This window comes from Clostridium simiarum (assembly GCF_018919175.1).
Classification (GTDB): domain Bacteria; phylum Bacillota; class Clostridia; order Clostridiales; family Clostridiaceae; genus Clostridium_L; species Clostridium_L simiarum.
Genome location: NZ_JAHLQL010000001.1, coordinates 1,434,435 through 1,447,630 on the forward strand (window position 1 = coordinate 1,434,435; position 13,196 = coordinate 1,447,630).

At 32.2% G+C, this 13,196-nt stretch carries 12 protein-coding genes; 3 read left to right on the top strand and 9 right to left on the bottom strand.

Annotated features, from left to right (window positions below; genetic code table 11):
* Window positions 1-34: 34 nt before the first annotated feature.
* Window positions 35-793 (bottom strand): polysaccharide deacetylase family protein, encoded by a 759-nt coding sequence (locus tag KQI89_RS06780; RefSeq protein WP_216456432.1) that lies wholly within the window; start codon window positions 791-793, stop codon window positions 35-37.
* 281 nt (window positions 794-1,074) lie between these two features.
* Complete coding sequence (locus KQI89_RS06785; RefSeq protein WP_042439466.1) at window positions 1,075-1,758, bottom strand: transglycosylase domain-containing protein; 684 nt, start codon at window positions 1,756-1,758, stop codon at window positions 1,075-1,077.
* A gap of 267 nt (window positions 1,759-2,025) precedes the next feature.
* Between KQI89_RS06785 and KQI89_RS06790 the strand changes: the two genes are divergently transcribed.
* On the top strand, window positions 2,026-3,798 hold the full coding sequence (locus KQI89_RS06790; RefSeq protein ID WP_216456433.1) for a M3 family oligoendopeptidase: 1,773 nt from the start codon (window positions 2,026-2,028) through the stop codon (window positions 3,796-3,798).
* Window positions 3,799-4,132: 334 nt separating this feature from the next.
* Here KQI89_RS06790 and KQI89_RS06795 read toward each other — a convergent pair whose 3' ends face one another.
* Complete coding sequence (locus KQI89_RS06795) at window positions 4,133-4,291, bottom strand: hypothetical protein (RefSeq protein ID WP_096877968.1); 159 nt, start codon at window positions 4,289-4,291, stop codon at window positions 4,133-4,135.
* Between the two features lie 56 nt (window positions 4,292-4,347).
* Window positions 4,348-4,767: a DUF3785 family protein gene (locus KQI89_RS06800; RefSeq protein WP_032122322.1), complete on the bottom strand. Its 420-nt coding sequence runs from the start codon at window positions 4,765-4,767 to the stop codon at window positions 4,348-4,350.
* Between the two features lie 192 nt (window positions 4,768-4,959).
* On the opposite strand from KQI89_RS06800, the gene KQI89_RS06805 reads away from it, so the two are divergent.
* Window positions 4,960-5,793, top strand: a complete 834-nt coding sequence (locus KQI89_RS06805) for a MerR family transcriptional regulator (RefSeq protein WP_216456434.1) — start codon at window positions 4,960-4,962, stop codon at window positions 5,791-5,793.
* 71 nt (window positions 5,794-5,864) lie between these two features.
* Window positions 5,865-6,896 (top strand): NAD(P)H-dependent amine dehydrogenase family protein, encoded by a 1,032-nt coding sequence (locus KQI89_RS06810; protein ID WP_216456435.1) that lies wholly within the window; start codon window positions 5,865-5,867, stop codon window positions 6,894-6,896.
* A gap of 102 nt (window positions 6,897-6,998) precedes the next feature.
* Here the strand turns inward: KQI89_RS06810 and ord are convergent, their stop codons facing one another.
* The 5 genes from ord to KQI89_RS06835 are packed head-to-tail and all read right to left on the bottom strand — an operon-like array spanning window position 6,999 to window position 13,190.
* Window positions 6,999-8,054, bottom strand: a complete 1,056-nt coding sequence (ord, locus tag KQI89_RS06815; RefSeq protein WP_216456436.1) for a 2,4-diaminopentanoate dehydrogenase — start codon at window positions 8,052-8,054, stop codon at window positions 6,999-7,001.
* 13 nt (window positions 8,055-8,067) lie between these two features.
* Window positions 8,068-9,177 (bottom strand): ornithine racemase Orr, encoded by a 1,110-nt coding sequence (orr, locus tag KQI89_RS06820; protein ID WP_216456437.1) that lies wholly within the window; start codon window positions 9,175-9,177, stop codon window positions 8,068-8,070.
* A gap of 48 nt (window positions 9,178-9,225) precedes the next feature.
* Complete coding sequence (locus KQI89_RS06825) at window positions 9,226-10,584, bottom strand: GlmL-related ornithine degradation protein (protein ID WP_216456438.1); 1,359 nt, start codon at window positions 10,582-10,584, stop codon at window positions 9,226-9,228.
* Between the two features lie 36 nt (window positions 10,585-10,620).
* Window positions 10,621-12,825: a D-ornithine 4,5-aminomutase subunit OraE gene (gene oraE / locus KQI89_RS06830; RefSeq protein ID WP_343216331.1), complete on the bottom strand. Its 2,205-nt coding sequence runs from the start codon at window positions 12,823-12,825 to the stop codon at window positions 10,621-10,623.
* The gene (locus KQI89_RS06835) at window positions 12,822-13,190 is read right to left on the bottom strand and encodes an ornithine aminomutase subunit alpha (protein ID WP_216456439.1); all 369 of its coding nucleotides are present in this window, start codon (window positions 13,188-13,190) and stop codon (window positions 12,822-12,824) included. The genes oraE and KQI89_RS06835 overlap by 4 nt, the downstream gene beginning before the upstream one ends.
* Window positions 13,191-13,196 lie beyond the last annotated feature (6 nt).

Consider the following 13,196-nt stretch of genomic DNA (forward strand, 5'->3'; position numbering starts at 1 on the left):
AAGCAGTTTCACAAAAATGAAACTGCTTCTTTAATTATTTATTAACCATTCTTTTAAAATGATTAATCCTCATATGTCCTATAGTAATAACTCTTTTTAATCTATGCAAATCATCACCACTAGACCAACCCTGCTTAGTGGTCAACGCCATCTTATATCCTGTATTAATAGTATCTTTTATTACTTTTTCATTATATCTTCCATAAGGATATGCCATATATTTTACATTTTTATTTAATAGTTTCTCAATATACTCTTTAGAGTCTCTTAAAGCTTCAACTCTCTCTCTATCTGTAAGCTTGTCTAATTTCGGATGATTAGTAGTATGACTTTGGATATCAATATTATCAGCATCCATTTCTATAAGTTCATCAGAGCTTAAGTAATAAGATCCAGTATTTAAATTATCTGTAACCACAAAAATAGTAGCCTTAAAACCTAAGTCTTTTAATATAGGATAAGCATTTTCATAATTATCCTTGTAACCATCGTCAAAAGTAATTGCTATAGATCTATCTGGAAAAGGCTTATGATTTTGTAAATGATCATAAACTTCATCCATAGATAATGTGTTAAAACCATTATCTTTTAAATATTTCATTTGTTCATAAAAATCATTTTTATTAACCTTAAATAATCCTTTGTCATTTTCTGTAATAGAATGGTACATCAATATAGGAATTGCTTGTCCACTATTCTTATTTAACCTATTAGCAAAGGCAGGTTTAAATATAAATAATGATGAAATTATGGCTATCATTGTGGCAATAAATATTTTAGAACTCTTTTTCATAAAAACCTCACTTCCTTGTATACCCTAACGCACTACTGTTTATCCAATGACTATCCACTCTAATGCTCCCATCTTCTTCAAGTGGTAATAAATAGGGCTACGTATCTGGATAAGGATTTCTAAGTTTTAGAGTGAGTAAAAGCTCCCTCTAAAGGTAAGAACCCTGTTTATTTCCAATACAATACTATATTAACACACAATTTAATAACTATGCTAATAATTTATAAAGTTAAGTACACTACGCAGAATAATGATTATTTTATAACATCTATAAAAATATCCTAAGCCTCTACAAAGTTCATGTTTACAACTCTTGATATAACCATATCCTTATTTTTATCTAAAAGTTTCAATACAAACCTTTGTCTACTCTTAGCTTTTTCTAAGTTATCCTTAGGGTTATATAGACTTGGTGCTTGAGGTATCCCTGCTAGCATTGCACATTCTTCTATTGAAAGCTCCCAAATATTTTTGTTGAAAAATTTATTGCTAGCCTCTTGAACCCCATAAGCTCCATCTCCATAATATATTATATTAAGATACATCTCTAAAATTTCCTCTTTAGAATATACTTTTTCTAACTTAATTGATAAAAATAACTCATCAATTTTTCTTTTTAAACTTTGATCCTCTGATAAAAATAAATTTTTAGCCAGCTGTTGGGTTATAGTACTTCCTCCCTGCACTATCTTCCTGGCTTTAATATCTGCAATTAAAGCCCTAGTTATTGCCTTTACATCATAACCTCCGTGTTTATAAAATCTCTTATCCTCCATTAATATAACAGCTCTTTTTAAGTCCTTAGGCATTCTGTCTATAGTCACATAGTTCTGTTTTTCTAACTTTAAATTTTCTATTATATTGCTGTCTATATTATATTTATTATCATAATATTTTGTTGTAGAAGCAGTTAAAACTAAAACAAACAAAAACAATAGTATGATAAAACTTCTCTTTTTCTTCATATAAACCCCTCTCCTTATTGAATTACTTTTTAAATTTTAAATAGAGAACTTTCATAATCCATTCCTTAGTTTAATTTTATAAATATATAAATAGATTCTCAATTTATCTTCATTACAAATAATACTGTAAATCTTACATTTTTGTAACAATAATAAAACTTATCAGGTTTGTTCTATTATTCTAACACAATAATACAATTTTATATGGAAGTATTATCAATAAATGATATATAATATTTCTATAAGTAATTAATAGGAGGTAATATTATGGATTTAAAATGGAGCTTAAAGGAGCTTTACCCTTCCTTTGATAGTCCTGAATTTAAAAAGGATTTAAAAGAATTACAGGAACTTATTTCTAGAATAAACTCAGAAGTTAATGAAGACATAAAATGCAAAAACACTAAGGTAGTGCTTGAAAAGTATATAAATGATAATATAAACCTTTCAAATCTAATCATCAACCTAGATTCCTTTTGTAGTCTAACAATTTCAGTGGATACTAAAAATACTGAAGCCTTAAAAAATCAAGAAGTTATTGAAAAAACTTTAGCTGAATTAGCAGAAAGTAATGCAAAATATAAAAAGTTTATAGGATCTATAGATAACTTAGAAGAAATAATAGACTCTAGTGCTCTTCTTAAAGAGCATGAGTTTATGCTTAAGGAAATTAAAGAAAATAGTAAACATGTTTTAAGTGACAAAGAAGAATCTATAATTGCTAAAATGCAAACTACAGGTTCCTCTGCTTGGGGTACTTTAAAGGAATCTTTAATTTCAAAACTAATGGTTGATATAGAACTTAATGGTGAAAAGAAGTTATTGCCTCTTACGGAGGTTAGAAATTTAGCCCATCATAAAGATAAGGAAGTCAGAAAAACAGCTTATTACGCTGAACTTGAAAGCTATAAGAAAATAGAAGATCCTGTAGCTGCTGCACTTAATGGCATAAAAGGTGAAGTTATAACTACTTCAAGATTAAGAGGCTATGAATCCCCTCTTCACGAATCCTTAGCTAAATCAAGAATGGATATGGAAGCTTTAGATGCCATGCTCAATGCCATGAAAGAATATATGCCTCATTTTAGATCATATTTAAAGAAAAAAGCTGAAATCCTAGGCTATGAGAAAGGTCTTCCTTTCTATGAATTATTTGCCCCAATGGGAGAAATCAACAAATCTTATAGTTATGATGGTGCAAAGAAATTTGTTGAAGAAAACTTTAGAAGCTTCAGTGATAAATTAGGGGACTTTGCAGTAAAAGCCTTTGAGGGTAATTGGATAGATGTGCTTCCAAGAGAAGGAAAAGTAGCTGGTGCTTTCTGTGCTGGTCTGCATACCTTAGGCCAAAGCAGAATAATGCTAAACTTTGGTGGAAACCTTAGCGATGTAATCACCCTAGCTCACGAACTTGGTCATGGATACCATGGAGATTGTCTATTAGGTGAATCTATATTAAATTCTGATTACCCAATGCCTATAGCTGAAACAGCTTCTACCTTCTGTGAGACCATAGTGAAGAAAGCGGCACTAAAAAAATCTTCAAAGGAAGAGGCCCTTACCATATTAGAAAGTGAACTTCAGGATTCAACACAGGTTATTGTAGATATTTATAGTAGATTCTTATTTGAAAAGAAATTGTTTGATATGAGAGATGAAGCAGCTTTAAACCCTGATGAACTTAAAGAAATAATGCTTTCTGCTCAAAAAGAAGCCTATGGAGATGGTTTAGATGAGAACTTATTACATCCATATATGTGGATTTGTAAACCTCACTATTATTCAGCAGGATATAGTTTCTATAACTTCCCTTATGCCTTCGGCTTATTATTTGCAAAGGGACTTTACGCTGAATATCTAAAAAAAGGAGAAGAGTTTGTTAAAGAATATGATAAATTATTAGCCTTGACAGGTAAAAATAATGCATCAGAGGTAACAAAAGTAATGAACATAGATATTCATGATATAGAATTTTGGAGAGGCTCTTTAGAAATAATTAAAGGAGACATAGAAGAATTCTTAAATCTATGTAGCAAATAAATAGTTTTATCCCATGACTACCATTGCTAATCCCCCATCTTCTATAAACCTTTGGCATAAGCAATGTAAGTGTCTGGATAAGTTTTTCAAAGGTTCAGATAGAGAAAGTACTTTTTATAAGTAAGCTCCACCTGAACCTTTGGATCACTTCATAATAGAAAGCTATTATGTTTTAGAATTTACAGACTTTATCCAATGCCTCCCCCTTCTAATATTCCCGTCTTCTTCAAAGTTGGAATAAAGATGGGCTACATCTTTGGATAAGGACTTCTAACTTTAGCGGGAGTAAAAACTCTCTCTAAAGGCAAGAACTCTGTTTATCTAAAGGTTCTAATTACTTATCAAACAATCCCCCAGTTTTTTTACTACTTCTACTTGCTTTTCTATATACTCCAGTACATTTTTCTGCCCTTTGATTAGAAGGTTTGTTTGAACCCTTTAATCTTTTTTCTTCAATAATTTTTTTCATCATTTCAATATTCTTATCTGACATAAGCACTTCTCCATTCCTCTTAAGTAAAACTTATATAATTAAAATCTAAACTGAAATCACATATCGCATTGTTCTATTTCTATGGAGTAAGCTCCACAATTTTCACATACCATTATAATTACAATATAGCTATTATCCACTTTTCCTAGGTTTAATAGTCTTGTAAAGCTTGTATTCTCATATTCCTTAGATATGTTACTAATTATATATTTATCTTCCTTAGTAAACACATAAAAATGATACTCTAAAAAATTAAAATGCTTTAACTTTTCTTCCTTTCCATAAAAACACTTTTCACAGGGCTGATTATAATATTCTAAATCAAAATTAGCTCCCTCATATTGATTTAACAGCTCTAAAACATCAGAAATTTCTATACCCTTTACTTCATTTTCTTCATCATTTATCAAGTAACTGCAATTATCTTTGGAAAGTTCATAGGTTTTACCCCTAAAAACAAATTTATAACTATCCATAGTCTATCTCCTCTTGTAAATTAAAATATTTTATATCCTATAATATTGTATCACAAAAATAAATTATTTTATGTTAATTAGTCTACTTTACTATATTGGTACTTCTTAATATAAAAAGATAAATATATAACGAAAACTTTATAGCATGTATAAGGTTTTCATTATATAATTTTATTATTAGGAGGGGATATTGTGGAAAAATTAACTATAGGTAAAATGGCTAAACTTAATAATATATCTGAACAAGCCTTACGTCTATATGACAAAATTGGTCTTTTAAAACCTTATTATGTTGATGAATCTACAGGATATAGATATTACAATATAAAACAATGTGCAAGACTAGATATGATTCAATATATGAAAGAATTTGGTATGAATCTTAAACAAATAAAGGAGCATTTAGATAATAATAATGTGCAATTAATTCAAGAGGTATTAGAATGTCAAAAGAAAATTTTAGATGAAAATATATTAGCACTTACCCAAAAGAAAAACGCTATAACTAAATCCATAGAAGACTACAAACGCTATACTTCATCCCCTAAAGAAGGCGTAGTTTTAATAGAATATATACCTGAGAGGAGGATATATTGCTATGACTGTGGCGTCAATATATATAATAACGGAATAGAAAACTATGAGTATATGCTCCGTGAACTTAAAAACCATATACTCCTACATAAGTTACCCATGGTATACTTCTGCAATGTAGGTTCTATATTAAGAAAAAACAGACTAGTTATGGAGGATTTTTATTCAACAGAAATATTTCTCTTTATAGCTCCAGAGTTTCAGCCAAAGGAAGGAATAGAGGTAATCCAATCAGGAACCTTTGCTTGTATTTATTTTCATGATTTTTATGAAGAAAAAAACTATGCAAAAAAACTACTTGAACATATTGAAAATCAGGGTTATAAGATAGTTGGAGACTATATTTGCGAGGTAATTGCTGAGCTTCCTGTCTTCTCTAATAATGAAAGAAACTTATTTATTAAACTTCAAATTCCTATAGATTTCAAATAGTTCTTGACTCTCTACTTAGTATAAAGTGTATTGTTAAATTATAGACAATATCTTGAAAGGGGAGTTTTTAAATGAAGGAAAAAATTAAAGTTATTCAATATGGTTGCGGTAAGATGGGGATAGTATTTCTACGTTACCTTTATGAGAAGGGAGCTGAAATAGTAGGAGCTATAGACATGAATCCTAATTTAGTAGGTAAAGATGTAGGTGAGATAGCTGAACTTGGCTTTAATCTTGGCGTTCCAGTTCGCTGTGATGCAGAAAATGTTTTTAAAGAATGTGATGCTGATGTATGTATAATTTCTGTTAAAAGTCTAATGTCTGATGTATATGATGCCTTTGAATTATCTGCTAAATATGGTGTCAACGCTATAAGTACTTGTGAAGAAGCTATGTATCCTTGGAATACTTCACCTGCAATTACTAATAAATTAGACAAACTTGCTAAGGAAAATAACTGTACACTTACTGGTTCTGGCTATCAAGATGTTTTCTGGGGAAATCTTGTTAGTACTTTAGCTGGTGCTACTCATAACATTATAAAAATAGAAGGCTCTTCTAGCTATAATGTTGAAGACTATGGTATAGCCTTAGCTGAAGCTCACGGCGCTGGTTTAACTCCTGAAGAATTTGAAGAAGAGATAGTTAAAAATGATTCTCTACCTTCTTACATGTGGAATGCAAATCAATGGTTATGTTCACAATTTGGTTGGACAATAAAATCAATAAAACAAGAGCTAGTTCCTATATTCCATGACAAGGATATTTATTCATCTACTTTAGGAAAGACTATAAAAGCGGGAGATGCCCTTGGAATGTCTGCTATAGTTACTACAGTTACTAACCAAGGACCTACTATTGTAGCTCAATGTATAGGTAAAGTTTATCCTGAAGGAGAAGTGGACAGGAATCTTTGGACCATTCATGGTGAACCAAATACTACAGTAAAAATAGAATGTCCTGCAACAGTAGAACTTACTTGTGCTACTATAGTAAACCGTATACCTCAACTTATTATGGCACCTTCTGGATTCTATACTACAGAAAAAATGCCAAGAGCAGAATATCTTACTTATCCAATGAATTTTTATGTAGAAGATTAGAATAAAAAATATTTATAACTAAATCAATCTAATTTTGTAACAAAATAATAACATAAAAAATAGAACCTATATTTTTAGGTTCTATTTCACTTTAAAAACTAGTTAATCTCTATCCTTTACTAAGTCTCTAACATCTCCAATAATAGCTCTTGGAATTGGTAAATCTAGCATAGTTTTTAATCCTGGCTCAGAGTTCATAACCAGTGGAATCATATTTACGCATATAGCAATAGTAGCAATTCCTCCTGGTATCTCTGGCTTTATTTGAAAGTTTAACTCTGGAACTCCATTAATTTTTATATAATCCCCAGTTTCCACCTGTTCTAATTCTGGTTTTATTTGCTGTGGATGTTCCATGGTAACAAATAATTTATCTCCTAAATCTGCATACCCCACCTGTCTACATCCAGCCACATCTCCAGCACTAACAGAAACAATATCCGTTGAGCGAGGTACATTAGTAAGAATTGGTTCTTTCTCTTGTCTAATATTATTAAACTTAAGTGCAAAAGCTTCTTCAATCATTCCAAAAGATTCTAAAAATCCTACATGCCCTGCAACTGTATCTTCTTTAACTCCCTTTATAAATTCCTCTTTATTAAGTCCTATTCCTTGCTCTACCATAACTGCTTTTCCAAAACAAGCTAAGTCATTGATTCTAGAAACTTCCAAACTATCAACTCTGTCACAAACTCCTGTAAGCATTATAACCATTAAATCCATTATAAATCCTGGGTTTACACCAGTTCCTAATATTGAAACCTTATTTTCTTTAGCTATCTTGTCCATTTCCTCTGATAATTTTGGTTCTTGAGCTCTTGGATATGACATTTCTTCTGCTGTGGTTACTATATCCATTCCAGCTTCTGCTGCCATTTTTATTAAAGGAAATACAACCCTTGTAAAGGAAGCTGTTGCTATAACACAAACCTCTGCAAAATCCCTTTTTATAACTTCTGAAGGCTCTTTTGTAACTATACAGCAGTTATCCTCATTTTCCTCAACACCTAAAATTTCATAAAGTTTTTTACCTACTTTATTAGGATCCATATCAATGGCCCCTACAATTTTAAACCCCTTCTTACCTAATATCATATTTGCAATTCCGCTTCCCATAGAACCTAATCCCCAAATTACCACTCTTATCTTTTCTTTCATAAATAAACTCCTCCTAAAAATTTTCTATTTTACTTAATTCATCTACGCAAGTAGTTTCATAGTAATATTTTTCAATATAGGGGGAAGTCATAACCGAAAGTAAACATCCATAGTCCATTTTAAAATCTACAATATCTCCAAGCTTAAGGTTCTTTTTACTATCAGTTACATCTAAAATTAAGTGATCACTACTAGCGCCAAAGACAGTTATATTATCATCTACTGGTACCAATCCTTCTAACCTTATATCCTGTTTTCCTACTGCTATAATAGCCCTTTTTCTTATGCCCTTATCTTCAAACTTAGGCCTATTTCCAAAGGCATCCATCCCCAATTTACCTGTGGGTACCGTTGGTTTATTTTTTAATTCCACAATCTCTCCTTTTAATATAAAAACATCATCATAACAATTAGGCACTGGTTCTCCATAGGCTGTCTCTCTCCCTAATACTATGGATTCCCCAATTCTTAGTTGATTAATTCCTTTTGGCATGGTGTCATTTATAACCATATGAAGGCTACTAGAGTTTCCTCCTGAAATAACAGGTAAGTTTAAGTTAAAGGTATCTTTTATTTCTTCTTTAAGTTTAATAAGCTTACTTAAGTTATCACTATCAGGAATTACTCCACCATAGCAAGTAAGATTAGTGCCAATTCCAATTAAGTTAATATTATCTAGGGCTATTATTTCTCTAACAGTATCTATTACCTCTCCCACCAATACACCCTCTCTTAAGTCTCCTATATCTACCATAAGTATAATATTATGAGTTTTGTTTAAATCTTTTGCTGCCTTTGATAAATGTTTTATTGTGTCTATCTCTGAATTTAAACTAACATCACTATATTCAACTACCTCATAAACTTCACTTATCATTGGAATTTTTAGTAGCATTTTATTACAATTCATGTGTTTTAACTTTTTTAAGTTTAATATTCTAGAGTCTGCAACGTCCGTTACTCCACCTCTAAGTATAGCTTCTACAATTGGGCTATAGGCACAAAATACTTTAGTTACTGAGGTAACACTTATATTCTTTTTCTTACACATAGATACAATCTCTTTAACATTATGAGTTAATTTTAATAAGTCCACTTCTATGCAAGGATAGACTTTTCTCATAAATATACTCCCCTTTTTTCATACTGACTTCATAAAATTAAAAACATTTTATATATCCTCTCTTATAGCCAAACTCTGCATTAACAAAGCTTTAGCTGCCTCTTTATTTTCTCTACTTAAAACTCCAGCAGAGGCCATAATGTAGTTATTATCTAAAAGCACCTTAGCCCCCTTTCTTGGAAGCATAGTGATATCATCCTTTAGATACCTTATACCTAAAAGTAACTCGCATCCTCCAGGAATTTTTGTTAATGCCCCTCCGGTTCCTATTATATATTTCACTTGAGATAAATCCTTTCCAAAGGCTATAAATCCACTTTCTCCACCATATTTTCTTTTAATTATCCCTACATGTCTATCTATTGCAACCTCTACAGCTTTTTTTGTTAACATTATACTGGCATTTATATCCTCTTTATCAACAGGTATAGGCTTTATATGCTGTTTTATATATTCTTTAGTAACTTGTCCCAGATCTCTTATGCCCATAAGTTCTATTAGATTTTTACTGTTCACAAAAACTCCAAGATCTCCTTCTACAGTTCTTTTAGCTTTTGGCTCAGGATTCATTAGTATATCTAAAATCACACTGCTACCTTCTGTAACAGAGTGCACATCTGTAGTGGCTCCCCCCACATCAAAAACCACTAAATCCCCTAGGATATCATATAAAATCTTTGCACTTTCCATAACGGCCCCTGGAGTTGGCATTATACTTCCATTTACCATTTCCTTTATTTTGCTCATACCAGGAGCTTTTACAATATTTTTTTCAAAAGCTTTCTGTATTATAGCTCTTGCAGGTTCCACATTAAGCTCATCTATGTTAGGGTAAACGTTATCAATTATATATAATTCTTCCCCTTTTAATATGTCTTTTATCTCTTCTCTATTTTCTATATTTCCACAATATACTATAGGTTTATTAAACTTCTCTCCACTTATTAGTTCTGCATTATAAAGTGCTGTTTCTCTCTCACCATAATCTGTACCTCCAGCTATGATTATCATACTAGGATTTATATCCTGGATTCTTTTTAAATCACTTTTTCTCATTTTCCCACCAGTAACCATTTTAATTATGCCTCCGGCACCTAAAGCTGCTTCCCTTGCTGCTCTAACAGTCATTTGTTCCATAAGCCCATGTACAGTTATTTTAAGTCCCCCTGCTGCACTACTAGTGGCTAACATTCTATTCCATGTAAGTTCTTCTTTTATATCTTTTTCTATTTGCTTTATTGCATTTTTAAGTCCAATAGTTACATCTCCTTCTAGAACCGTGGTACAACTTTCTCCTTGAAAGGGTATATCCACAAAAACCCTTCCCTTATTGCTTTCTATTATATTAAAAGCTGTAACTACTGTAGTGGTACTTCCAATTTCAGCCACCAAATAATCTACCTTCACAAAACCCATCCTCTCTAATATAGTCTAGGCTAAATTTTAGTCCTCTTCTGTTTCCTCCAATCCCATTAATCTTTTTATTATAAAGGACGCTACATCTGTTCCATTTGATCCTCTTCCAAAACCTACATCCATACCATTTGCTCTAGCAATTTCATCTGTTACTTGAGTACCTCCTGAAACAAGTATGATTTTATCTCTTACCCCTTTTTCCATGCAAAGATCATTAAGTTTTTTCATGTTCCTTGTATGAACATCATTATGAGTAATTATTGTGCTACATAATATGGCTTGAGCCTCTGACTCTATAGCCGCATCTACAAGCTTTTCTATAGAACAAGATGTTCCAAGATAAATTGCTTCAATACCAAATTTTTCAACTCCACCATGCTTAATATCTATGACTTCTCTTAGTCCTACAGAGTGCTCATCTTCCCCAACTGTGGCAGCAACAACCTTTATAGGATTCTTTTTTACATACTCTTTCATAACTTCATCTGAAAGATTCTTCCTTCTCTTTGGAAGAGATAATTCATCACGTCTTATAGGCGTAAAGTCACATATCCCCTTAATCTCTACAAGAGTTCCTTCAGCCTTTTGAAGTACTTGTTTATGAAGTATTTCTACATCTTTTAAGTTCATTCTCTTACCTATTTCCACAGCTGCCGCTTCACTAATTTGCTCATTTTCCGGTAAGCACAAAGTTATCTTTACATATCCATCTTTAGCCCATTGAACCTCTGGCACTACAGTTCCATCTTCTTTAACTCTCTCCATTCTCTTCATCACATTGTCATTATCATCTAATTCGTCAATATATTGAATTTTTGAATGATTACATAGGGTACACTCCTCTATAGCCTCACAAGGTTTTTTATATTCTTTTGGAATGTTATTATATCCAAATTGAGCACAAACTGGCGCAAAGTAGTCCTCCTCTCTCATCACTATAGTATCAGTAGCATCTCCTCCATCCATCTTTCTTCTAATGCCATCTCCATTTCTTTCTGGATACTCACCAGAATCTATAAAAAATCCTGAATCCACTGCTTTAAAATAACCACCAGATTCTATTATTTCTTCAAGAAATAATACTGCTCTCTCTTGAATTTCTCTTACCTTTTCTGGTAGATAGCCTGTTTTTTTAAGTTCTACCATATCCATTAATCCATCCATGGATATAAAGGCTTGCTTAGCTGTATTTATAGCATGAATGTTATTATAATGCCATGGCACATTTCTTCCTTCATCAGGAGTTATGGTACTTTGAATATCCGCTGAGGTTAATTTTGATATTAATAAATTAAGTGTATGCCCAACAGTAGCCTCTCTTTCACAGGATTCTATATATTTTGTATTCATTTGAGCTCTCATTTTGTATTTTTTGAAAAATTGTCTAAGTGCTACTGCGTAAGGCAAGTCATATCTCATACAAGGAGCTGGTGCTGAAGTGGGTGGTACAGTTGAAAGGGCAATATTCTCCGGCTTTATTCCAACAATCTCAGAAAACTTTGAATTGATTGCATGCTGTACCATAAGTTCTGGCATAACATTATATCCTTTCATGGCAGTTGCATTAGCATTATGAGCACCATCTATTTGAAGCATTCCTACTGATGCCATTATATGCTTTGCTACTGCAGCATCTACAAAAGATCTAAACATATTTATGTTTCTATAAAGCACATTATATTGTGGATCTTGATGAGCTCCATTAACTCCCTCCTCTGCAAACATAACTGCTACATCAGGACCTGCTACTCCAGATACATAGGAGTGGAAATTAATCTTTCTTCCTACCTCTTCTTCTATTAAGTCTATAGCTTTTCTCGTTGCCCTAACCTCTTTTCTTGTAATAGGAACTCCTCCTATTCCCTCTGGACTTCCTTCTATCAATCCATCAAAATGGCTTTGCCCTGCTGTTCTTATAACCATTAAATGATCAGCACCGTGCCAGGCTGCCATTCTCATCCTTCTTATATCATCTTCAAACCTTCCTGATGCAATTTCTGTAGTTATTACAGCTCTTGGTTGAGGATCTATATTACCAAAACTTCTTGCAGCAGGAAGAGGATGACTATTTTTTAAAGATTCTGATATTTCACCATATACAAATTCTCCAACCTTACCTTCCCTATACTCTTCCCTCCAATGCCACCCCCTCCATTTTGGCTCATACTTATCTAAATCTTTTAAGATTTCCTCTATATTAAGTTTTTTATTTTCTTGTAAACCTTCCATCATTGATCCCCACCTGCCTTCATATCCTCACTAACAATATCCCAGCCTATGCCTTTAGCTAATTCCTTTCCTGCTTTAATGTAACCTGTTCCCTTAAGTTTTGCATAGGTTAAAATTACATTTCCCATACCCTTTCCAAGCAAATTCCATTTAGTCCCATATTCAATTATTTCTTTGGCTTCAAGACTTGAAAATCCCATTCTTAAAACTACCGAGCGCTCAATAGATGGAGAAGTATGGGTATAAGCTAAGTCCACCATAGGTTTAACAATTTCTTCTGTAAGGCTCCAAAATCTTTCATAAAGTTCTTCATTAGTCAAATCCTTTAAGTGCTCTCTCCTTTTCTCAAAATCATCTTCCCTCTTCATAAGCTA

Excerpts from the sequence above, each read along its gene's own strand:
- KQI89_RS06795 (WP_096877968.1), bottom strand. The coding sequence starts at position 4,291 with ATGTCAGATAAGAATATTGAAATGATGAAAAAAATTATTGAAGAAAAA.
- KQI89_RS06800 (WP_032122322.1), bottom strand. The coding sequence starts at position 4,767 with ATGGATAGTTATAAATTTGTTTTTAGGGGTAAAACCTATGAACTTTCC.
- KQI89_RS06835 (WP_216456439.1), bottom strand. The coding sequence starts at position 13,190 with ATGAAGAGGGAAGATGATTTTGAGAAAAGGAGAGAGCACTTAAAGGAT.
- orr (WP_216456437.1), bottom strand. The coding sequence starts at position 9,177 with ATGAGAAAAGTCTATCCTTGCATAGAAGTGGACTTATTAAAATTAACT.
- ord (WP_216456436.1), bottom strand. The coding sequence starts at position 8,054 with ATGAAAGAAAAGATAAGAGTGGTAATTTGGGGATTAGGTTCTATGGGA.
- KQI89_RS06780 (WP_216456432.1), bottom strand. The coding sequence starts at position 793 with ATGAAAAAGAGTTCTAAAATATTTATTGCCACAATGATAGCCATAATT.
- KQI89_RS06785 (WP_042439466.1), bottom strand. The coding sequence starts at position 1,758 with ATGAAGAAAAAGAGAAGTTTTATCATACTATTGTTTTTGTTTGTTTTA.
- KQI89_RS06790 (WP_216456433.1), top strand. The coding sequence starts at position 2,026 with ATGGATTTAAAATGGAGCTTAAAGGAGCTTTACCCTTCCTTTGATAGT.
- KQI89_RS06810 (WP_216456435.1), top strand. The coding sequence starts at position 5,865 with ATGAAGGAAAAAATTAAAGTTATTCAATATGGTTGCGGTAAGATGGGG.
- oraE (WP_343216331.1), bottom strand. The coding sequence starts at position 12,825 with ATGATGGAAGGTTTACAAGAAAATAAAAAACTTAATATAGAGGAAATC.